Raw genomic sequence first — 21,841 nt, forward strand, 5'->3', positions numbered from 1 at the left:
CTCGATCGAGTCGAAAAGGCCCGCTGCTCGGAGTATTCTTGCGGCTTTTTGGCGTGGCGACCTTATGCCGCGCGGGCTGCTGGAGACGCTGAGTGATCGTTTTTCAGGCGATATTGCCTATCTTTGGCTTGATCATGCTCGGCTATTTGCTGGGTTGGCGGCGCTGGCTCGCGGGCGAGGCGGCGGCAGGGCTCGCCAACGTCACCTTCAAGCTGTTCATGCCAGCGGTGTTGTTTACCGGTATCGCCCGTGCGCAGTTGAGCGATGGCATGTCGCCGATGCTGCTGTTGGCCTATTTCGGGCCCGTGCTGGCGGTTTTCGCCTGTGTTGGGCTGTTCGCCCATAGCCGGCTTGGACGCGCATCACCGCTTGGGCTGACCGCTGCCTATTCCAATAACGTGTTGGTCGGGATTCCGCTGGTTACCACCTTGCTCGGTGCGGAAAGCCTGGTGTACGTGTTTGCGATTCTGGTGTTTCACAGCCTTATCCTGTTTTCGCTGCAGAGTTTTTACAGCGCACTGGGCTCGGGTGAGAAGGTCAGCGGCAAAGCGTTGCTGAAGAACCTCGCCAATCCGTTGATCGTCGGCCTGTTGTCCGGCGCTTTGCTGAACCTGTCGGGCCTCGACATGCCGAAGGCCCTGTGGCGCGTGGCGGATTGGCTGGCCCAGGCGGCCTTGCCGTGTGCACTGATGGTGCTGGGCGTCAGCCTGTCACGCTATCGTCTGCGCCCCAGCGCCACCGCACTGGGGCTGACGTTGGTCAAGCTGGGCCTGTTTCCGGCGTTGGTCTGGTACGTCGGTGGCTTGCTGCCCGGCTTGAGTCATGAGGCGCGCAGCGTCCTGGTGTTGCTGGCGGCGTGCCCGAGCGGGGTTAACGTCCTGGCATTCGTGACCAACCAGGAAGACACCCGGGCAGTCAGCTCAACCGTGTTTCTGTCGACGCTGCTTGCAGCGCTCAGCCTGCCCTTGTGGATGTTGCTGATGTCGAACTGAGCGAAGGCTTCAGGATCCTTCGCCGTGCCGCCCGTCGTTCCCCGGAGTCGCGATGATGTCTTCGAGACGCAAGCCGGTCAGGCCGTGAATCGTGCGCCAGAGGTAGTAGAAGATCGCCATCATCATCACCATGCTGGGGATGGCGATCATGGGATAGCTGAGCAGCGTCATCCGGCCCAGTTCCGCATTGAACGCTTCGCTGCCGGCCGGGCTCTTGACGATCCATTTGGCCAGCACGTAGTTCATGAATGCAGAAAAGAAGAAGGTTCCGCTGAGGAAATAGGTGGCGCGCAGCAAACGGGTTTCGAAGTGCGCCACCTGCCCGTTGCGTTCGAGCTGTTGGTGCACCTTCTCGACGTTGAGCACCTTGGGGTTGTACAGCAGCGTACGGATCAGTGGAAAGCGCGTCCGGGTGGATGCCAGCACGGCGATGCCGATCACGCCGGGCACGGCGGCTTCCTTTATAGCCAACCATTGCGGATCGAGCCGCAACAGGCCGATGCCGCCGGTCAGGAGCACGCTGACCAGTCCCAGCAGCGCGATCCAGTTGAACTTGCGGTATTTGATCAGCTCGAACAGCCCCCAGCCAAGCGGGAACGCCAAGCCTAGCAACAGCGCGCCATCGGCACCCAGGCGGTCTTCACCGCTGAGTTTCATCAGAATCAGAGAGGGGATGACGATGCTGATGATCAGGTCCATCAGGGGCCGCGGCTGGTGCCCGGCTTGCTGGCCGGGGGCGGGGCGGTTGGTGCGGGTATCGGTCATATGGTCGATTTCGTCTCGGATGAGGGCGAATGATCGCCCGGAAGCACCTGTATAGCCATAGCCCCATCGCCGCTAGACCCGCTTACGGGCCGAGCGAGCCTTTGCGTCGCCTCTCGGACCATTGTGTCGCTTCGAATACCGCCACCACCAGAATCGCCAGTGCCAACGGCAGCAACAGATAGAACACCCGGAAGACGATCAGCGCGGCCAATACGTCTGCGGTTGGCAGCTCCGGCACCGCGGCGAGAAAGGTTACCTCGAGCACACCGAGACCACCCGGTGCGTGGGACAGCAAGGCCAGCGAGAAGGAGGCGAGGAAGACCCCCAGTACCACCAGGTAACCCGGGTTCTGCGCCTCGGGCAGCGCGAAGTAGATGATCGCGGCGGCACAAGCGAGCTCGAGCGGCGCCGCGAGTAGTTGCCTGCCGACGATAGGTAGCCGCGGATAGACGATGTGCCATTTGCCGATGTGCATCGGTGCGAAATGCCGCCACGAGCCGAACACATAGAGTCCAACCAGGCACAGCAGGGATGCCCCGATAGCCGTCGACAGCCAGGGTTCGACGTCGACCAGCCGGTTCAGCAGATCCGGCCGCAGGATGAGCACCACGCCACCCGCCAGCAGCGTGCCGAGGAAGAAGGTCAATGAGCAGAACACGATCAGCACGCCGATTTCGTGCGGCGTCAGACCCTTGCTGCGATAGGCCCTATAGCGCACCACCGCACCGGAAAACACCGATGCGCCGACGTTATGCGCCAAGGCATAGGTGGTGAACGAACACAGTGTGATGAACCACCACGAAATATGTTTGCCCAGATGCGCTACGGCGATCCGGTCGTACCAGGCCAGCGCGCAGTAGGCGCCCAGCGTCGCCAGGCTCGCCATCAGCCAGTTGCGGTAGCTGATAGCCTCGAGGCTGTCGGTGAGTTCGGCCAGCGAAAGGCCGCGAATCTCCTGATAGAGCAGACTGCCGGAAAGCAGTACCGCCGTGATGCCGACAAGCGTCCAGGCGACATCGCTCCTCTTCATCATTGCATTGGCTCCTTGGCGACGGCGTATGCCTCGAAGCGAAGGTTCGGATAACGGGGTGATGCATGCGCCGCGCAATAACTCGGCCAGTCTTTTATCGGCAGCGAACCGCGCGTTTTGTTCATTCTTGAACCCGTCTGCGAGAGGTCGGGCACCCAGGCTACACGATGAGGTCCCATCGAGAGGCAAACCATGAGGTGCACGAATGTCCGAAATTCCTCGCGACTCACACGTGGAAAGCTCGCTTTCCCTGCTGAGCGAAGGCTATACGTTCATTTCCAGCCGATGCCAACGGTTCGGCTCGGATCTGTTTCAAGTGCGACTGTTGATGCAGAACACCATATGCATGAGCGGAGAGGAGGCTGCAAGACTGTTCTACGATGAACGGCTGTTCCAGCGGGAGCATGCGGCGCCGCGCGTGTTGCAGAAGACCCTGTTCGGCCAGGGCGGTGTGCAGGGGCTGGACGACGACGCTCATCGGCATCGCAAGCAGCTCTTTCTGTCGCTGCTCGGCGACGAGGCGGTGGCCGAACTGGTGCGCTTGAGCGAGGCCAACTGGCAGGCGGCGATCGAGGCGTGGCAACGCTGTGATCGCGTGGTCCTGCTGCCTGAAGTGCAGGCCATCCTTACCCGGGCGGTGTGCGAGTGGGCCGGCGTACCGCTTGGTGATGACGAAGTCACACTGCGTCGTGATCAGTTGGCCGCCATGATCGATGGGGCGGGCGGCGTGGGCATCCGCCACTGGCACGCACGCAAGGCACGTAAAGAGGCGGAAGACTGGCTGATCGAGCTGATCAGAGGCGTGCGCAGTGGAGCGTTACGAATAGACGATAGCCGGGCGCTGGCGGTTGTCGCCCGCTACCAGGACGCAAACGGCGTGGAACTGGACGAGCACGTGGCCGCCGTGGAGCTGCTCAATCTCCTGCGCCCAACCGTGGCGGTGGCGCGGTTCGTCATTTACGCCGCGCTGGAGTTACTGGCGCATCCGGAGTGGCGGCCGCGCTTGCAGCGCGAGGATGCCTTGCTTGAACCCTTCGCCCAGGAAGTTCGGCGTCTGCACGCCTTCTTTCCGTTCACCGCGGCGCGCGTGCGCGAGGATTTCGAGTGGAAGGGCTACCGTTTCCCGAAGGGCACGAGGGTGCTGCTGGACCTTTATGGCACCAATCGAGACGCCCGGCTCTGGACGCAACCGGAAACCTTCAATCCCGAGCGTTTCTTCGATTGGAATGGCAGCGCTTATAATTTCATCACGCAAGGGGGCGGAGATGTAGCAAGCGGCCACCGTTGCCCGGGCGAGCCTCTGGCCATCGCGCTCCTGGTCAGTGCGCTGCGCATGCTGACCCGGCGCATGCGTTATGCGGTGCCGGCCCAGGATTTGCGCATGGACGAATCGCGAATGCCGGCCCAGCCAGAAAGCTTGCTGGTGATCAGCGACGTTCGTGCGGAGACGACCGACTAGGCGGCGGCGTCGGGTTACTGATCCGCCGCTGCCGCTCGGACGCGAACCCAGTGCTCGACCAGCTCGCGCAGTTGTGACATCTCGACCGGTTTGGCCATATGGCCATCCATTCCTGCCTCGCGGGCACGCTCACGGTGTTCGCTTAGGATGTGCGCCGTCAGCGCGACCACCGGCGTGCGTGGCCGTCCGTCGGAGGCCTCCCAGGCGCGCAGCCGTGCGGTGGCCTCGAAACCATCCATGACTGGCATTTCACAATCCATGAGCACCAGGTCGTAAGGCTGCGTCTTGATCAGGGCGAGCGCTTCCTCGCCGTTGCTGGCGGTATCCGGTTTCAGATTGAGCTTGCTCAACATGCCGCGGATCACCTTGGTCGAAATCGTGTTGTCTTCGGCGACCAGGATGCGGAAGTCGCCAGGGACTAGGAGCGGCGTGCTGGCTTGGGTCTTGGCGGCCCGTGCGATGGCGCTGGTGCGGCGTGCCAGTTCGTCCGCCAGCGTCGTCTTGAGCGTGTAGCCGGCGACGGGCTTGGCCAGAATGCGCTTGATTCCGGCGTTACGCGCGATGACCTTGCTAGGTGCGCTGCTCATGCCGGTCAGCATGATCAGCAGGATGTCATGGTTGAGGCTGAAGTCTTCCTTGATGCGGCTGGCCAGCTGCATACCCGTCATCCCTGGCATGTCCTGGTCGAGCAGTACCACATCGAAGTACTCGCGCAGATGCGCCTTGGTGCGCAATAGCGCCAGTGCCTCTTTGCCCGACGCCACCGCGCTGACCTCCAGGCCCCAACTGCTGCATTGCTGGCTGAGTACCTTGCGGCAGGTATCGTTGTCATCCACCACCAGCAGGCGCGCGCCTTTCAGCTCATCGTCCAGCTCGTTGCCCGGCTGCTCCGAAAGATTGGCTACCAGCGGCAGGCTGATCCAGAGCGTGTTACCCGTGATACCTCCCGTCTGGATGCCGAACTCGCCGTCCATGAGATGAACCAGCTGCCGGGCGATGATCAGCCCGAGGCGGCCGCCATGGCGGGTGGCGGCGAGAAAGTCGCGGCTATCCAGGGCGGCGTTGAGCAGTGCATCGCGCTCCTCGGCTTCCAGTGGGCGACCGCTGTCCTGCACGGTGATGCGCAGGCGCGGTTGCCCCTCTTGGTCGTCCACCGCTGCGATCAGCAATACCTCGCCTTCTTCGGTCTGTTTGAAGGCGTTTTCGAGGAGGTTGAGCAGCGTCTGGCGCAGTCGGGTCGGGTCGCCTGCCACGACGTGCGGCATTTGCGGTTGGACGAAGCTGATCAGCTCGACCTTCTGCTGCTCAGCCTTGGCACGGAAGATACTCAGGCAGTCTTCGATCAACGCATTGAGGTCGAACTGCACGTCGTCCAGTTCGATCTGTCCGGACTCGAGCTTGGAAATGTCGAGGATCTCGTTGATCAGGGTAAGCAGCTCGTTGCCGGAACTGTGAATCGTCTGTACGTAGTCGCGCTGCTTGGCCGACAGCGAGGTACCCAGCAACAGTTCGCTCATGCCCAGCACGCCGTTCATCGGGGTGCGAATCTCATGGCTGATCTTCGCCAGAAAGTCCGCCTTGGTCCGTAGCTCGGCGCTGATGACGGCCTCGGCGGTGTGCTGGTTACGGTTGTCCGATTGGATCTGGCGCTGCCGCTCGAGCAATGCAAAGCTGAGGATCAGCCCGGAGCAGGTGGCCACGCTGAACATGACACCGGTCAGCCAGTCGGGATCGAACTGGTTGAAGCCCAACAGCACCGGCAATACGAGCACGAAGGCGCCATCGAACAGCAACATGCCGGCGACCAGCAGCCGGGCGGGATCGTAACGCTGCCGCCAGTGATAGATGGCCACGACGGTGACGCTGACGGCGGTGATCAGCACCGCGGCGTAGATCAGCCAGCTGAACCAGAGTTGGCCGCTGAGCAGGATGGTTGCCGCCAGCCCGCCGACAAGGCTCGCCAACAGCGCGAACAGCCAGGTGGTCCATCGCGTTCGGCGGTGATAAAAGAAACCGAAGGCGAATGCCAGCAAGGCGACGCAGGTCAGCAGTGCCGCCATGTCGGCAATCAGCGGCTGGCTGTAGAACAGTTTCGGTGACCAGACAGCCAGCAAGCCGAGGTTGGCTACGGCGCAGATCAGCAGGGCGCCGTGCAGCAGGGCGAGCCATACATGGCTGTAGCTGAAGGTATAGGCGAAGCGCAGCAGGTTATAGATCATCAGCAGCGCCAGGGCGCCGAACAGGGCTCCGAACAGGTAGGCCGGCATGGCCAGCTTTACGAGGCCGGTCTCATCGACGGTCCGGAACCACGCCATGATCGGATGCGACGAGCGCAGTCGTATGTAGGCTTCGCGGGGGGCGCCATCGTTCGGCAGGGAGAACAGATAAGCGCGAGTGGGCAGGGGCCTGGACTCCAGTGGCCGCAACTCGCCGGTTTCCACATGGCGCTCGATATGGCCGTCACGTAGCAGATAGAAGTCGAGCAATTGCACCCGAGGCGCGAACATCCATAGCCAATTCGGGTGGCTAAAGGCGGGCAGGCTTACCTGCAGCCAGACAGCGTTATCGCTCGCCGGTGCCGCATAGGAGCGTTGGTCGATGCGTTGGAACAGGCTTCGCTGATCGAGGATTTCCCCGAGTGTCAGCAGGCCGGACTGATCCACCAGCAACCGCCAGTTCGAATCCGTCGTAGGCAACGCATCGCTGCCCGGCGTGACCGAGGTCGATTCGGTGGTCGCGGCAAATACGGACGATAGGCTCGGTGCAGCCAGCAAAAGACTGAAGGCAAAAGCAATGGCGACCCAGAGTCGACGCACGAGTGGCATCCCTTCAGCGGTGTGACGGTCGATTATAACCATCGCAAGGATACGCGGAAGTGCGCGCAGTGGCAGTCGAGCGACTGCCACGCGCGGACGCCGCGATCTCGTTTAGCTTTCGCCCTGTTCGCGGGCAATGGCGCGGTAACCGATGTCGTGGCGATAGAAATGGTCGTCCCATTCGATGCGAGCGGCCAGTGCGTAGGCGTTCTGCTGAGCCGCCGACACTGTTTCGCCCAGCGCCGTTGCGCAGAGTACCCGCCCACCGGCCGTGGTTACTGCGCCGTCCTTCAAAGCAGTACCGGCATGGAAGACCTTCCCGTCCAATTGAGAGGCAGCTTCCAGCCCGCGGATTGGAGTGCCTTTGGCGTAGTCGCCAGGATAGCCACCTGCCGCAAGGACCACGCCGAGGCTCGGGCGCGGATCCCACTGCGCCTCGATCTTGTCCAGTGCCTTGGCCAATGCCGCCTCGACGAGCAGAACCAGGCTGGACTGCAACCGCAGCATGATCGGCTGGGTTTCCGGATCGCCGAAGCGGCAATTGAACTCGATCACCTTCGGCGCGCCGTTGCGATCGATCATCAGGCCCGCGTAAAGGAAGCCGGTATAGACGTTACCTTCGGCGGCCATACCTTTGACGGTTGGCCAGATGACCTCGTCCATGACGCGCTGGTGGACATCAGCCGTGACCACCGGTGCGGGGGAGTAGGCGCCCATGCCGCCAGTATTGGGACCGGTGTCGCCGTCTCCGACGCGCTTGTGGTCCTGGCTGGTGGCCATCGGCAGCACATTGGCCCCGTCGACCATGACGATGAAGCTGGCCTCTTCTCCGTCGAGAAACTCTTCGATCACGACCCGCGCACCCGCATCGCCAAAGGCATTGCCGGAGAGCATGTCGCGCACGGCGTCCTCGGCTTCTGCCAGAGTCATCGCGACGATGACTCCTTTGCCTGCTGCCAGGCCGTCGGCCTTGATCACGATCGGCGCACCTTTCTCACGGAGATAGGCCAGGGCGGGCTCCACCTCGGTGAAGTTCTGGTAGTCCGCCGTGGGAATCTTGTGACGAGCCAGGAAATCCTTGGTGAAGGCCTTCGAGCCTTCCAACTGGGCCGCTGCGGCGGTCGGCCCAAAGCAGTCGAGACCGCGCGTGCGGAACAGGTCGACCACGCCTTTGACCAGCGGGGCCTCCGGACCGACGATGGTCAGTTGCACGTTCTGCTCGGCGAAATCTGCCAGCTGCTCGATGGCCAGCACGTCGATGGCGACGTTCTCGCACTTCGCTTCGGTAGCGGTGCCAGCGTTGCCCGGGGCCACGAACACCTTTTCGACGCGTGGGTCCTGCGCGACCTTCCAGGCCAAGGCGTGCTCGCGGCCGCCGCTGCCGATGATCAGTACATTCATGTGTCTCTCCTGGGAGGCGGGCCGGTAGCCCGCTTGGTGGATAAGCGAAGCGTTATCCACCTACGAATACCGAGGTCGCGATCGGGCTGGTAGATGCAAGGCGCCCGATTCTTCACCCAGCGGAGTTGCCTTCTGGCAATGAGCATGGGGGGAGAATCGGGCAACGCCGCAGATGCCTGTCCGAGTGCGGCCGAATTTTAGTGCCTGAAGTGGCGCATGCCGGTGAATACCATGGCAATACCGGCTTCGTCCGCAGCGGCGATCACCTCGGCATCACGCATCGAGCCGCCGGGCTGGATAACCGCGGTGATGCCGGCCTTGGCTGCATTGTCGATGCCATCGCGGAAGGGGAAGAAGGCATCGCTCGCCATCACGGCGCCCTGAACCGGCAGCCCGGCGTGCTCGGCCTTGATCGCGGCGATACGCGCGGAATTGACACGGCTCATCTGGCCGGCGCCAACGCCGACGGTCTGGCGATTCTTGGCGTAGACGATGGCGTTGGACTTGACGAACTTGGCCACTTTCCAGGCGAAAATCAGGTCATGGATTTCCTGCTCGGAGGGCGCGCGCTGGGTGACCACCTTGAGATCGGCTGCGCCGATCATCGCGATGTCGCGGCTCTGCACCAGCAGGCCGCCATTGACGCGCTTGAAGTCCCAGCCCGGCGCTCGCTCGGCTGGCCACTGGCCGCATTCGAGCAGGCGTACATTCGCTTTGCTCGCGACCACCTCGCGAGCTTCGGCAGAAATGCTCGGCGCGATGATTACCTCGACGAACTGACGATCGACGATGGCCTTGGCGGTCTCGCCGTCCAGCTCACGGTTGAAGGCGATGATGCCGCCGAATGCCGACTCGCTGTCGGTGGCGTAGGCCAGTTCATAGGCCTGGCGGATGCCGCCTTCGTCTTCCGGAACCACCGCGACGCCGCAGGGGTTGGCGTGCTTGACGATGACGCAGGCCGGCTTGACGAAGCTCTTCACGCACTCCAGCGCCGCGTCGGTATCGGCGACGTTGTTGAAGGACAGCTCCTTGCCCTGCAGCTGGCGGGCCGTGGCAATGCAGGCTTCATCGGCGGTTTCGACGTAGAACGCGGCGATCTGATGCGGATTCTCGCCGTAGCGCATGTCCTGCGCTTTGACGAACTGAGTGGTGAAGGTGCGTGGCAGCAGGCTGCGGCCTTCGGTGGAAAGGGTTTCGGCGCTCTGGTCGACGGTGCCCAGGTAGTTGGCGATCATGCCGTCGTAGGACGCGGTGTGTTCGAAGGCCTTGAGCGCCAGATCGAAGCGCTGGGCATAGGTCAGGCCGCCGCTCTGCAAGTTCTCGATGACGTTGGCGTAGTCATCGGCATTGACCACGATGGCGACGTCCTTGTGGTTCTTCGCGGCGCTGCGGACCATGGTCGGCCCGCCAATATCGATGTTCTCGATGGCGTCCGGCAGGGTGCAGCCGGGCTTGGCGACCGTAGCGGCGAAGGGGTAGAGGTTGACTGCGACCAGATCGATCGGGTTGATGCCGTGCTCTGCCATGACCGCGCCGTCGACATCGCGACGGCCGAGAATGCCGCCGTGGATCTTCGGATGCAGGGTCTTTACCCGGCCGTCCATCATTTCCGGGAAGCCGGTGTAGTCGGCCACTTCTACCGCGGCGATGTCGTGCTCGCGCAGCAGCTTGAAGGTGCCGCCGGTGGAAAGAATCTCGACGCCCAGGGCGACGAGTTCGCGGGCGAAGTCAACGACGCCGGTCTTGTCGGACACGCTGATCAACGCGCGGCGGACTGGAAGGCGGGTGCTTTGGTCGGTCATAGACAGTTCCTAGGAGCTACAGGCTTCAAGCGGAAAGCTCCCGGGGGACGGCTCGCGCCGTTCCATCGGAGCTTGCCACTGATCAGAGAAGGTCGTACTGCTTGAGTTTCTTGCGAAGGGTGCCGCGGTTCAGGCCCAGCAGCTCGGAGGCTTTGGTCTGGTTGCCCTTGACGTAATTCATCACGGTTTCCAGTAGCGGTGCCTCCACCTCGGAAAGCACCAGGTTGTAAACGTCCGTGACGTCAGCGCCTTCGAGATGGGCGAAATAGTTGTGCAACGCCTTTTCAACGCTACCGCGCAGGGTCTGGCCTGCTTCGCTCGGCGTATTGAGGTGTTGCTTGAGGTTCACGTTGTCGCTCACGGATGTTGTTCCAGTTAGCAGTGTTTCGTTCAACAGCGTCATGCAGCCACCCCTTTTCCATCCCCTGAGTCAGGGCCTGTTCGGCGTTCGGCCAGAAATGCCCGAACACTGGCGCATTGCGCGTCCCTGTCTTCCAAACCATTGAACCGGGCGCGGTATTCGCGCGCGCCGGGAAGTGTCGCGAGATACCAGCTGACATGCTTGCGCGCGATGCGCACGCCCATGACGTCGCCATAGAAGGCATGCAGGGCACGCAGGTGCTCCAGCAAGATGCGCTCGACCTCGGCCAGGTCCGGCGGCGCTAGCAGCTCGCCGGTTGCCAGATAATGATCGATCTCGCGGAAAATCCACGGCCTGCCCTGAGCCGCCCGTCCGATCAGCAGCCCATCGGCGCCTGTCGCTTGCAGTACCTGGCGTGCTTTCAAGGGTGTGTCGATATCCCCGTTGGCAAATACCGGGATCGATACCGCCTGCTTGATCGCAGCGATGGTGTCGTACTCGGCCTCGCCTGTGTATAGGTCGGCGCGCGTACGGCCATGCACGGCCAATGCAGCGATTCCGGATTGTTCGGCGATCTTCGCCACCGTGAGTCCGTTCTTGTTCTGTCTGTCCCAGCCGGTGCGGATCTTCAGCGTCACCGGTACATCGACCGCGCCGACCACCGCTTCGAGAATGGCCGAGACCAGCCCTTCATCCTTCATCAGCGCCGACCCGGCCGCTTTGTTGCAAACCTTCTTCGCCGGACAACCCATGTTGATGTCGATGATCTGAGCCCCCAGCTCGACGTTGCGAGCGGCGGCCTCAGCCAGCATCTGCGGATCGCCTCCGGCGATCTGCACGGAGCGCGGCTCTGGATCCCCTTCATGCAGCAGGCGCAGGCGCGATTTGCGGCTGTTCCACAGGCGGACATCGCTGGTCACCATTTCCGATACCACCAGGCCGGCGCCGAGGCGGCGGCACAACTGGCGGAACGGCTGATCGGTCACGCCGGCCATGGGCGCGAGGATCAATCGATTCGGAAGGGTATAGGGGCCGATGCGTACCGCTGACATGAAGATTCCCTGCCTGGAGCCTGCTTGTTAGGTCGATCGGGACAGCAAAAAAGGGTGAGCATAATACCCGCTCCGGATGACGGGTTAAAGGCTGTTCTGAACAAATTCTGAGCAGCTTGAAGCTTATAACCGGAAGCTGAATCGGCACGCCGTGCGGCGGGCGACCCCTGGAAGCAGGGCACCTGCCGCGTTGTACAGCCGGGCGAGCGGCTACTCGGGGGAGCGAAAACTCAAACTGTAGTTCACGGCTTTGGCGCCTGGGTCGAGTATGTCAAGCGCGATGTGGATCGGGATCTGCGAGGGCATTTCGCGCTGGCCCGCCAGCTCGCCGGATAGGTACTCGCCGGGCTTGAACGTGCGGCGCGCCAGCATCTTTCCGTTGATGTCATCGAAGCGGATTTCAAGCAAGGGGAACGGCTGGGCAAATGACGCGCGGTTGTAGATGATCGCATCGACCACCAAGGCTCCAGCGAAGTCGGGGTGGCTACGCACTACCAGATTGCTGCTCTTGATCTGGCTGACGTCGACCCTGGGCGGCAGCTCGCAACCGAAAGTCGGGCAGATTCGCTCAAGCCATGGCCGATAGCTGTCCTGGCGTGCCAGCTCGTCAAAGTTGTAGGTCACGTATTGCGCGACGAGCACCAGCAAGGCGATCAGATTCAGCAGGCCCCAGCCGAACCAGCGGGCCCAGGGCCGCCGGCGCGCTTGCCAGTCGAGCTGCAGCGGTTCGTCGTCGAGTTCGAACAGCGGGTCGTTGCCATCCCGGTTTGGTGCCAGGTCCGTCGCCGGCTCGCGTTCAGCGTTATCAGCCGGCAGGTCAGTGTGCAGGAGCTCGTCATCGGTCTCGACCACGCCATCGAACACCGGCTCGATGCGACCGCTTGCATCGAGCGGTTCGGCCAGCAGGCCGCGCGCGCCCTTCAGTGGGCTTGGCGGAGCAGGGTGTTCGGCGCTTACGGGCGTAAAATGTAAGCTCGTAGTGCCTGAAGTCGGGGCGCCAGCCGCCGCTGCCTCCGCCTGTACGGGGCGGTCGGTGGCCGGTGTATCGCCTTCGGTGGCCAGCAGTCGCTCGGCCCAAGCTTCGTCATCGATGTGCGATCGGTTCTGCACGGTCGCTGATGCGCCACCACCGGACGATGGCTGCAGTTCGAGCGATTCGTTCGACAGCTCCAGTTCCTGTCGCTCGAGCTTTGCCAACTCCTCGTCGAGATCAAGGCTGTCGAGGTCTAGCTCGTCGTGGATCCAGCGCGTTTCGTCTTTGCTTGCCGGCTTAGCGGGAGGCGGCGCGGGCACTGCCTGAACGGGATCGGTGCGTCCGGTCGCGGCGGATGTGGTCGTGGTGCCGGCTGCCCTTGCGTCCTCTTGCAGGTGACGGGCCGCATTGAAGAGCTCCATGCACGCACCGCACCGGACCACGCCATGGGCCGCGATGAGCTGTGTGCGGCTGACGCGGAAGCTGGTGCGGCATTGGGGGCACTGGGTGATGAAACTGGTCATGCGTTGGTCCGGCGCAAATGCCGGTAGTCTAGCGCATGCGCACCGATGAGCGGCAGTGGCGGCACGTGGCGGGTATGCAGCCGTGCTTGCACGTCCCGCTCGGTGCCGAGGGTGAGATTAGCGACGGCGGACGCCAGTGATTCGTACCCAGCCGTCCTTCTCGGCGGTCGGGTCCAGGTCGAACTGGCTTGTATAGGCGCTGCGGACCTCTTCGGCCTGTTCGCGCAGAATGCCGGACAGCGCCAGACGGCCACCCGGCTTGACCCGCTCGATGATGCGTGGCGCCAAGGCGACAAGCGGCCCGGCGAGGATATTGGCGACCACCACGTCGGCCTGACCCTGTGGCAGTTGCTCTGGCAGATAAAGCGGGAAGCGCGCCGGATCGATGCCGTTGCGGCCGGCATTATCACGCGAGGCTTCCAGAGCCTGAACGTCGATGTCGGTGCCCACGGCGTGTTCGGCCCCCAGAAGCAGCGCCGCGATGGCCAGGATGCCTGACCCGCAACCGAAATCCAGCACCTGCATGCCGTCCAGCGGCTGTGCGTCCAGCCACTCCAGGCACAGCGCGGTGGTCGGATGGGTTCCCGTGCCGAACGCGAGGCCGGGGTCGAGCAGCAAGTTCACCGCATCCGGCTCGGGTTCGGCGTGCCAGCTGGGTACGATCCACAGCCTCTGGCCGAAACGCATCGGGTGAAAGTTGTCCATCCAGCTGCGCTCCCAGTCCTGGTCTTCGATGTGCTCGAGCTGGTGCTCAGGTAGCGGGCCACCGACCAGCAGTTCCAGGTGGGCAAGCAGGTTGGCCTCGTCGACGTCCGATTCGAACAGCGCTAACAGATGAGTGCGTGACCACAGCGGCGTGGTGCCGAGATCCGGCTCGAATATGGGCTGGTCTTCGGCATCCATGAAGGTGACCGAGACTGCGCCGACGCCCAATAGTGCGTCTTCGAGGGTTTGCGCCTGTTCCGGAGAGATGGCGAGACGGAGCTGTAACCAGGGCATAAATACCTCATGAAAACGGCTGAAGGCTGGAGGCTGAACGAGATCGCGGATTTGCTCCGCTTTTCGTCCGGCCTGCAGCCTTCAGCGTTTTTACGTTTTTGAAAATGTTAGTGCTTGTCCATTCCCAGCTTCTTTTCCAGGTAATGGATGTTCACGCCACCCTTGCAGAAACCTGGATCGCGCACCAGATCCCGGTGCAGCGGGATGTTGGTCTTGATGCCATCGACGACGATCTCGTCCAGGGCATTGCGCATTCTCGCCATGGCTTCTTCCCGCGTGGCCCCGTAGGTGATCAGCTTGCCGATCAGCGAGTCATAGTTCGGCGGTACCGAATAGCCGCTGTACAGATGCGAATCGACCCGTACGCCGTTGCCGCCAGGCGCATGGAAATGCTTGACCTTGCCCGGGCTGGGCAGGAAGTTCGACGGGTCCTCGGCATTGATGCGGCACTCCAGCGAATGGCCGCGAATCACCACATCTTCCTGCTTGACCGACAGCTTGTTGCCGGCGGCAATGCTGAGCATTTCCTTGACGATATCCACGCCGGTCACCATCTCGGTGACGGGGTGTTCGACCTGGACGCGAGTGTTCATTTCGATGAAGTAGAAGCGCCCGTCCTCGTAGAGAAACTCGAAGGTGCCGGCGCCACGGTAGCCGATCTCGACGCAGGCGTCGGTGCAGCGCTTGAGTACTTCGGCACGCGCCTTTTCGTCGATATATGGTGCTGGCGCCTCTTCCAGGACCTTCTGATGCCGCCGCTGCAGCGAGCAGTCCCGGTCGCCCAGATGGATGGCGTTGCCCTGGCCGTCGGACAGCACCTGGACTTCCACGTGGCGTGGGTTGCCCAGGAACTTCTCCAGATAGACCATCGGGTTGCCGAATGCAGCGCCAGCCTCGGTACGGGTCAGCTTGGCCGACTTGATCAGGTCTTCTTCCTGATAGACGACACGCATCCCGCGACCACCGCCGCCACCTGCCGCTTTGATAATTACCGGGTAGCCGACTTCGCGGGCGATACGCAGCGCTTCGGCTTCATCTTCGGGAAGCGGGCCGTCGGAGCCTGGTACCACCGGAACGCCGGCCTTGATCATGGCGTCCTTGGCCGACACTTTGTCGCCCATCAGGCGGATGGTTTCGGCTCTCGGCCCGACGAAGGCGAAGCCGGACTTTTCCACCTGCTCGGCAAAGTCGGCGTTCTCGGCGAGAAAACCATAGCCAGGGTGAATCGCCGTGGCTCCGGTCACTTCCGCGGCGGCAATGATCGCCGGGATGTGCAGGTAGGAGTTGGTCGCAAGGGCTGGGCCAATGCAGACGGACTCATCCGCCAGGGCCAGGTGCATCAGCTCGCGATCGGCGGTGGAATGCACCGCGACGGTCTTGATGCCCAGCTCTTTGCAGGCTCGCAAAATCCGCAGGGCAATTTCACCGCGGTTGGCGATTAATACTTTTTCCAACATCGTTGGCTCTCCGCGGTTCAAACGATGGTGAACAGCGGCTGGTCGTATTCGACCGGCTGACCATTCTCCACCAGGATGGATTCGATGGTGCCGCTGGTTTCGGCCTCGATGTGGTTCATCATTTTCATCGCCTCGACGATGCAAAGGATGTCGCCCTTCTTAACGCTCTGACCGACTTCGACGAAGCTTGCCGCTTCCGGAGAAGAGGCGCGGTAGAAGGTGCCGACCATCGGCGAGCGCACGACGGTGCCGTTGAGTTTCGGTTGTGCAGGGGCGGCGTCAGCGGCGGCTGGGGCGGCGGCCGGAGCTGCTGCGGGGGCGGGCATCGGCGCCTGGGCGTAGTAAGGCTGTTGCATGGCCACTTGCTTGCTGTGGCGGCTGATGCGAACGGATTCTTCGCCCTCGTGAATTTCCAGCTCGTCGATACCGGACTCTTCCAGCAGCTCGATCAGTTTCTTGACTTTGCGAATATCCATGAAGCGGTGACTCCCAAGTAAGTTCGAAGGGCATTGCTGCTCGCTTCTTCGAGGCCGTGCGTGGCACGGGCCTGTCAGGAAGCAGCGAGTTGTTCCAGGGCGGCCTCCAATGCCAGGCGGTAGCCGCTGGCGCCAAGGCCGCAGATCACCCCTACCGCGACATCCGAGAAGTAGGAGTGATGGCGGAAAGGTTCACGCTTGTGCACGTTTGACAGGTGCACTTCGATGAATGGGATGCTCACTGCCAGCAGCGCGTCACGTAATGCGACGCTGGTGTGGGTAAAGGCAGCGGGATTGATCAGGATGAAGTCCACGCCTTCGCTGCGCGCGGCATGGATGCGTTCGATCAGTTCGTACTCGGCGTTGGATTGCAGATACAGCAGATGATGGCCGGCGTCGCGGGCCCGTTGCTCCAGATCCTGGTTGATCTGCGCCAGGGTCGTTGCGCCGTAGACGCCGGGTTCGCGCGTACCAAGCAAATTCAGATTCGGGCCGTGAAGGACCAGAAGCGTCGCCATGAGCATTCCTTGTTGTTCTAGCCAATCGAGGTTAACGAGGGGCACGATTGGTGAAAGGAAAAACTATGCCCGAAGCGGGGGCTGACTGTCCAGTCATGTCTTGATCGGCGTAAATGCCTGCATTATGGCTGGAGATTGCTGCAAGGAAACCTGACTAGCGGCCAGCTTCAGCACGGTCCAGTCGTTGCGCGAATTGGCTGGCATCGATTTCACCGACGACCCGTGCCTGAGCCAGCTCCTGTCCATCCGGAGCGAAGAACAGGATCGCCGGCGGGCCGAACAGCTTGTAGCGATCGAGCAGCGCTCGCTGCGCCGGGTTGCTGTCGGTGATATCGAAGCGAATCAGACGGTAGCCGGCCAGGCGCGGCGTGATTTGCGGATCGGCGAATACCTCGCGCTCGATGACCTTGCAGCTGATGCACCAGTCGGCATACCAGTCGAGTATCAGCGGTTGTGCGGCGGCACGCGCGGCTTCGAGTTGAGCATCGAGTGCCTCCGGCGTGGAAACCGTGTACCAGCTGTCGTTTTCGCTGGCGACGCTGCCGACAACTGCCGAGGTCGAGCGGGGCAGTGGTCGCAGCGGATCGGAGCCGCCTTGCAATGCGCCGATCCACGCCGCCAGCCCATAAACCAGCAGAACCAGCCCCAGCAACTGTGCCAGCTTCTGCCTGGGCGTCTTCTGACCGAATTCCAGGGTGCCGAGAAACAGCGCCGTGCCGGCCGCCAGCAAACCCCACAGTGCAAGCGCCAAGGCGCCAGGCAGGACGCGTTCGAGCATCCATACGGCCACTGCGAGCAGCAAGACGCCGAACACGTTGCGCACGATAACCATCCACGGGCCACTCTTTGGCAAAAGCGCGCCGCCGCCGATGGCGAACAGGACCAGTGGAGTGCCCATACCGAGGCCGAGTGCGAACAGCTTCAGACCGCCGCCCAGAGCGTCTCCGCTGGCGCTGATGTAAAGCAGTGCTCCGGCCAGCGGCGCCGATACGCAGGGCGAGACCAGCAGGCTGGATACCGCGCCCAGCAAGGACGCACCCATGAACGAGCCGCCCTTGGCGTTACCTGCGATGCGCTCCAGCCGTGAGCCCATGACCTGTGGCAGCCGCAATTCGAACAGGCCGAACATCGCCAGGGCGAATGCCACGAAGAACAATGCGAACGGAACCAGAATCCAGGGCGACTGCAGGCGTGCCTGCAAATTGAGTTCCGCGCCGAATACGCCCATCAGCGCACCCAGCAAGGCGAAGCCACCGGCCATAGGCAGAACATAAGCAAGCGACAGCAGGAAGGCGCGCATGCCGCCGATCTGTCCGCGCAATACCACGCCCGACAGAATGGGCAGCATGGGGAGCACGCAGGGGGTGAACGTCAGGCCCAGGCCAGCGAGGAAGAACAGCGCCACCGAACGCCAGGACAGCGCCGCGCCTTGATCGCTTGTCGGTCCGGCTGCAATGGCAGAGGAGGGTGCGGCGGCAGCGGCTCCGTCGATCTCGAATGCCTGGGTCTCGGGCGGGTAGCACAGCCCCTTGTCGGCGCACCCTTGATAGGTGACCTGCAGGGTAAAGGGCATGCCCGCGGGGTTGCGCAGCGGCAGGTCGACATCGAGCACACCGTAATAGACCTCGACCTCGCCGAAGTAGTCGTCGGTCTTCTGCTTGCCGGCTGGGAGCTTGGCCTCTTCGATGACGACGTCGGCATCCCTGGCTTTGAACTGGAAGCGGTGACGGTATAGGTAGTAGCCCTCTGCCGCGACGAAGCGCAGTTTGATCTGTCCAGGGGCGGTGTCGAGCACGCTCAGGCGGAAGGCCTCGCGCACGGGCAGGAAATCCGCACTGTTGTTAAGCCCGCCCAGGGTGGCGCTGGGGCGGGTATCGAACAGGCCGGCAGCGGCAGGAAGGGCAAACAGCAGGATCAGCAGACTCAGCAAACGGCGCATGGTCATCTCACAGGGTGCAGTGTCGCCATGATACCCAACGCGGCGAATCGTCGCCCGGGCGCAACGTCGCACTATTGATCGTTTTGCAACCAGACAACGCCGTCGCGCTCGACGACCGGCAGCGCGCGCAGGGTCTGGCCGGAGCAGGGACCAGCCACGCACTCGCCGCTATCGATGAGGAATAACGCGCCGTGAGTGGCGCACTGGATCAGACTGCCACTGCTGTCGAGAAACTGATCGGGTTGCCATTCCAGCGGTATGCCTCGATGTGGGCAGCGGTTCTCGTAGACGTACAGAACGCCCTCCTTGCGTACCGCGAGCAGACGTTGCCCCTGGCTTTCCAACCCTTTGCTCTGGCCTTCGGCGACGTCGGCGGTGGCGCACAATCGAAACATGGATGTCCTCCTTCGTGCGCCAGAGTATCGCCCAGGTGCCGGTCGTTGGAGTAGGCGTGACTGATAGGGCTGGCAGCCAGCTTGACTGGCTTTTATCCTGCGCGTCGACTATCGACTGGCGGCGTCCCCGATGAGCCCTGCACTGTCTGCACGTTCCTTGTTCCTGTCGCTGGGCCTGCTGTGGCTGATAGCGTTCTGGTTGTCTCTGGCGCTGGGGCCGGTCAGTCTGTCACTCGGCGAGACGTTCGACGCCATGTGGCGTCTGCTTGCCGCTCCGTTCGGCGCTGATCACGTCGGGCCCGCCGAACTCATCCTCGGCCAGATCAGGTTGCCGCGAACCTTGCTCGGCCTTAGCGTGGGCGCGGTACTGGCGCTGTCCGGCGTGGCCATGCAGGGGCTGTTTCGCAATCCGCTGGCCGATCCGGGGCTGATCGGCGTCTCCAGCGGTGCTGCGCTGGGCGCTGCGGTAACGATCATCGGCGGCAACCTGGTGGGCGGCATTGCGCCATGGCTGGAGCCCTACCTGCTGTCGCTGAGCGCCTTCGGCGGCGGCCTTGGTGTGACCGCGCTGGTGTATCGCCTCGGTCGTCGCGACGGCCATACCCAGGTCCCCACGATGCTGCTCGCCGGAATCGCATTGACCGCCTTGGCCGGCGCGGTGATTGGTCTGTTCACCTACCTTGCTGACGACAGCACGCTGCGCACCTTGACCTTCTGGAACCTAGGCAGCCTCAACGGCGCCAGTTATGCACGATTGTGGCCGCTGCTGCTGGTGGCGTTCGGCGTGGTCTGTTGGTTGCCTCGTCGAGCTCGAGCGCTCAATGCGTTGCTGCTGGGCGAGTCCGAAGCGCGTCATCTGGGTTTCGACGTAGAGCGGCTCAAGCGCGAACTGGTGCTGTGCACGGCGCTGGGGGTTGGCGCGGCCGTAGCCGCGGCTGGCATGATCGGTTTCGTAGGCCTGGTGGTTCCGCACCTGGTGCGACTGATGACGGGCCCGGACCACCGCCTGTTGTTGCCGGCCTCGGCCCTGGCCGGAGGCAGCCTGTTATTGCTGGCCGACCTGTTGGCGCGTTTGCTGCTCGCCCCTGCGGAACTACCTATCGGCATCGTGACCGCTCTACTGGGGGCGCCTTTCTTTCTCTACCTGTTGTTGCGGGGGCGGCGCTGATGCTTCGTGCGCAACAGGTCTCGGTACGGCGCGGGACGTCAACGGTGCTGGCCGATATCGACCTGCAGCTGCCGCCGGGCGAGGTGCTGGGCGTGTTGGGCCCCAACGGCGCGGGCAAGAGCACCTTGCTCGGTGCGTTGAGCGGCGAACTGGTCCCCAGCGCCGGTGAGGTGTCGTTACAGGGACGCTCGTTGGCGGTGTGGAACGGAGCCGAGCGAGCGCGTTGCCTGGCGGTGCTGCCGCAGAGTTCGTCGTTGAATTTTGCGTTCCGGGTCGACGAGGTGGTCGGTCTCGGTCGATCGCCCCACGACAGCGGGCGTGACGAGGACCGCGATATCGTCGCCGCCGCCCTGAGGGCAGCCGATGCGCAGCATCTTGCGCGGCGCAACTACCTGACGCTATCGGGCGGCGAACAACAGCGCGTCCACCTGGCACGGGTACTCGCGCAGCTGTGGCCGGGGCGACCTGGGCAAACGCTGCTGCTCGACGAGCCGACCGCCATGCTCGACCCTTTGCATCAGCACAGCATCCTGCGCGCTGTCCGCGAATTCGCCGAGCGAGGCGGCGCGGTATTGGTGATCTTGCATGATCTCAATCTCGCTGCGCGCTACTGTGATCGCCTGCTATTGCTGGCGGACGGGTGCGCCAGGGTGATTGGCACCCCCGAGCAGGTGTTGCAGGCCGAACCATTGAAAGCCGTATTCGGCCTCGATGTGCTTATTCAGCGACACCCGGAGCGGGGACACCCGTTGGTCATTGCACGCTAAGGAACTGTCGATGAAAACCTTCTCGCTCATCGTTCTGCTACTGCTCGCCGGCTGCCAGTCGACGCCACCGCTGACGCCCTGGCAGAGCCCGGAGGGCCGCGATCATGCCGATCTCGGGCGAATCATCGACCTGCGCACTGGCGAGACGTTGTCGGCGCAGCGTCTGGTAACCGCACTGGCCGATGCCGATCAGGTGCTGGTTGGCGAACGTCATGACAACCCCGACCATCACAGCCTGCAGCGCTGGCTTCTGGAGGCATTGGCGCAGCGCCGCGCGCAAGGCAGCCTGCTGATGGAAATGATCGATCCGGATCAACAGGCCAGTGTCGCCCAGGCGCAGGCGTCGATCAGGCGAGGGGTGTGGCCCGAGGATTTGCCTGCGGCATTGCAGTGGCAGCGGGGGTGGAGCTGGGAGCTGTACGCGCCAGTGATCGAGTATGCGTTGGCGCAGCCCTATCCATTGCTGTCGGCCAATCTGGATCGCAGTGAGATCAAAGCCATTTATCGCGATCCGCCAACCTTGTCTGGCCTTGCAGCTGCGGTGCCTGTGCAGAGCGAGTTGCTTGCACAGATTCGGGTGTCCCACTGCGACAAACTGCCGGAAACACAACTACCGGCCATGTTGGCCGTGCAGCAGCAGCGTGACCGTCGGATGGCCGAACGGCTGCAGGCTGCGCCCAAGCCCGCGCTGTTGTTTGCGGGTGCCTTTCACGTGCGACGCGACCTCGGCGTGCCGCTGCACATGGCCGACTCTGCGCGTCACGGCGTTCAGGTGCTGATGCTCGCCGAGGTCGGTGAGGACATACAGGCGGAACAGGCTGACTTCGTCTGGTTCACTCCCGCCCAGACACGGCAGGATGTGTGCGCCCAGTTTGGCGAAAGGGCCGAGTAGCGGTTTGCTTGACAGGCGGACAAAAAAAAGACCCGGCAAAAAGCCGGGTCAAAAC

The 21,841-nt window shown here is 62.9% G+C and carries 19 protein-coding genes; 5 read left to right on the top strand and 14 right to left on the bottom strand.

Translation table 11 applies throughout. The features are described 5' to 3' along the window. Positions 1 to 92: 92 nt before the first annotated feature. Positions 93 to 992 carry an AEC family transporter gene (locus KCX70_RS04985; RefSeq protein WP_102846932.1) on the top strand — a complete coding sequence of 300 codons (900 nt, stop codon included), beginning with the start codon at positions 93 to 95 and terminating at the stop codon, positions 990 to 992. Positions 993 to 1,001: 9 nt separating this feature from the next. Here KCX70_RS04985 and KCX70_RS04990 read toward each other — a convergent pair whose 3' ends face one another. Then, positions 1,002 to 1,757, bottom strand: coding sequence for a VC0807 family protein (locus tag KCX70_RS04990; protein ID WP_212619479.1), 756 nt, complete (start codon positions 1,755 to 1,757; stop codon positions 1,002 to 1,004). Positions 1,758 to 1,839: 82 nt separating this feature from the next. Next, positions 1,840 to 2,790, bottom strand: a complete 951-nt coding sequence (locus KCX70_RS04995; RefSeq protein ID WP_212619480.1) for a lysylphosphatidylglycerol synthase transmembrane domain-containing protein — start codon at positions 2,788 to 2,790, stop codon at positions 1,840 to 1,842. Between the two features lie 202 nt (positions 2,791 to 2,992). On the opposite strand from KCX70_RS04995, the gene KCX70_RS05000 reads away from it, so the two are divergent. Continuing rightward, complete coding sequence (locus tag KCX70_RS05000; RefSeq protein WP_212619481.1) at positions 2,993 to 4,246, top strand: cytochrome P450; 1,254 nt, start codon at positions 2,993 to 2,995, stop codon at positions 4,244 to 4,246. 14 nt (positions 4,247 to 4,260) lie between these two features. Here the strand turns inward: KCX70_RS05000 and KCX70_RS05005 are convergent, their stop codons facing one another. The 12 genes from KCX70_RS05005 to KCX70_RS05060 all read right to left on the bottom strand — a co-directional run bounded on the left by KCX70_RS05005 (position 4,261) and on the right by KCX70_RS05060 (position 18,959). Then, positions 4,261 to 7,071 (bottom strand): hybrid sensor histidine kinase/response regulator, encoded by a 2,811-nt coding sequence (locus KCX70_RS05005; protein ID WP_212619482.1) that lies wholly within the window; start codon positions 7,069 to 7,071, stop codon positions 4,261 to 4,263. Positions 7,072 to 7,173: 102 nt separating this feature from the next. Beyond that, complete coding sequence (gene purD, locus KCX70_RS05010; protein ID WP_212619483.1) at positions 7,174 to 8,463, bottom strand: phosphoribosylamine--glycine ligase; 1,290 nt, start codon at positions 8,461 to 8,463, stop codon at positions 7,174 to 7,176. A 197-nt stretch (positions 8,464 to 8,660) separates the two neighbouring features. Then, positions 8,661 to 10,265 carry a bifunctional phosphoribosylaminoimidazolecarboxamide formyltransferase/IMP cyclohydrolase gene (gene purH, locus KCX70_RS05015; RefSeq protein WP_212619484.1) on the bottom strand — a complete coding sequence of 535 codons (1,605 nt, stop codon included), beginning with the start codon at positions 10,263 to 10,265 and terminating at the stop codon, positions 8,661 to 8,663. An 82-nt stretch (positions 10,266 to 10,347) separates the two neighbouring features. After that, on the bottom strand, positions 10,348 to 10,668 hold the full coding sequence (gene fis, locus KCX70_RS05020) for a DNA-binding transcriptional regulator Fis (RefSeq protein ID WP_021208373.1): 321 nt from the start codon (positions 10,666 to 10,668) through the stop codon (positions 10,348 to 10,350). Beyond that, positions 10,665 to 11,678: a tRNA dihydrouridine synthase DusB gene (gene dusB / locus KCX70_RS05025; protein ID WP_021208372.1), complete on the bottom strand. Its 1,014-nt coding sequence runs from the start codon at positions 11,676 to 11,678 to the stop codon at positions 10,665 to 10,667. Before dusB ends, fis begins: the two co-directional genes overlap by 4 nt. 210 nt (positions 11,679 to 11,888) lie before the next feature. After that, positions 11,889 to 13,175, bottom strand: coding sequence for a zinc-ribbon and DUF3426 domain-containing protein (locus tag KCX70_RS05030; protein ID WP_212619485.1), 1,287 nt, complete (start codon positions 13,173 to 13,175; stop codon positions 11,889 to 11,891). Between the two features lie 117 nt (positions 13,176 to 13,292). Next, positions 13,293 to 14,174 carry a 50S ribosomal protein L11 methyltransferase gene (prmA, locus tag KCX70_RS05035; RefSeq protein ID WP_212619486.1) on the bottom strand — a complete coding sequence of 294 codons (882 nt, stop codon included), beginning with the start codon at positions 14,172 to 14,174 and terminating at the stop codon, positions 13,293 to 13,295. Positions 14,175 to 14,281: 107 nt separating this feature from the next. Beyond that, positions 14,282 to 15,631 carry an acetyl-CoA carboxylase biotin carboxylase subunit gene (gene accC / locus KCX70_RS05040; RefSeq protein ID WP_021208369.1) on the bottom strand — a complete coding sequence of 450 codons (1,350 nt, stop codon included), beginning with the start codon at positions 15,629 to 15,631 and terminating at the stop codon, positions 14,282 to 14,284. 17 nt (positions 15,632 to 15,648) lie between these two features. Beyond that, positions 15,649 to 16,107 carry an acetyl-CoA carboxylase biotin carboxyl carrier protein gene (gene accB / locus KCX70_RS05045; RefSeq protein WP_021208368.1) on the bottom strand — a complete coding sequence of 153 codons (459 nt, stop codon included), beginning with the start codon at positions 16,105 to 16,107 and terminating at the stop codon, positions 15,649 to 15,651. Positions 16,108 to 16,181: 74 nt separating this feature from the next. Continuing rightward, positions 16,182 to 16,625, bottom strand: a complete 444-nt coding sequence (gene aroQ / locus KCX70_RS05050; protein ID WP_102846926.1) for a type II 3-dehydroquinate dehydratase — start codon at positions 16,623 to 16,625, stop codon at positions 16,182 to 16,184. A 154-nt stretch (positions 16,626 to 16,779) separates the two neighbouring features. Further along, positions 16,780 to 18,564 (bottom strand): protein-disulfide reductase DsbD, encoded by a 1,785-nt coding sequence (locus KCX70_RS05055; protein WP_212619487.1) that lies wholly within the window; start codon positions 18,562 to 18,564, stop codon positions 16,780 to 16,782. A gap of 71 nt (positions 18,565 to 18,635) precedes the next feature. Next, the gene (locus tag KCX70_RS05060; protein ID WP_212619488.1) at positions 18,636 to 18,959 is read right to left on the bottom strand and encodes a Rieske (2Fe-2S) protein; all 324 of its coding nucleotides are present in this window, start codon (positions 18,957 to 18,959) and stop codon (positions 18,636 to 18,638) included. Positions 18,960 to 19,089: 130 nt separating this feature from the next. On the opposite strand from KCX70_RS05060, the gene KCX70_RS05065 reads away from it, so the two are divergent. From KCX70_RS05065 to KCX70_RS05075, 3 genes are read left to right on the top strand one after another with little or no spacing between them, the layout of a single operon-like run. Further along, the gene (locus KCX70_RS05065; protein WP_256437929.1) at positions 19,090 to 20,127 is read left to right on the top strand and encodes a FecCD family ABC transporter permease; all 1,038 of its coding nucleotides are present in this window, start codon (positions 19,090 to 19,092) and stop codon (positions 20,125 to 20,127) included. After that, positions 20,127 to 20,894 carry a heme ABC transporter ATP-binding protein gene (locus KCX70_RS05070; RefSeq protein WP_212619489.1) on the top strand — a complete coding sequence of 256 codons (768 nt, stop codon included), beginning with the start codon at positions 20,127 to 20,129 and terminating at the stop codon, positions 20,892 to 20,894. Before KCX70_RS05065 ends, KCX70_RS05070 begins: the two co-directional genes overlap by 1 nt. A gap of 10 nt (positions 20,895 to 20,904) precedes the next feature. Next, positions 20,905 to 21,786, top strand: a complete 882-nt coding sequence (locus KCX70_RS05075; protein ID WP_102846923.1) for a ChaN family lipoprotein — start codon at positions 20,905 to 20,907, stop codon at positions 21,784 to 21,786. Positions 21,787 to 21,841 lie beyond the last annotated feature (55 nt).

The sequence above is a fragment of the Stutzerimonas stutzeri genome, assembly GCF_018138085.1.
GTDB classification, from domain to species: domain Bacteria; phylum Pseudomonadota; class Gammaproteobacteria; order Pseudomonadales; family Pseudomonadaceae; genus Stutzerimonas; species Stutzerimonas stutzeri_AI.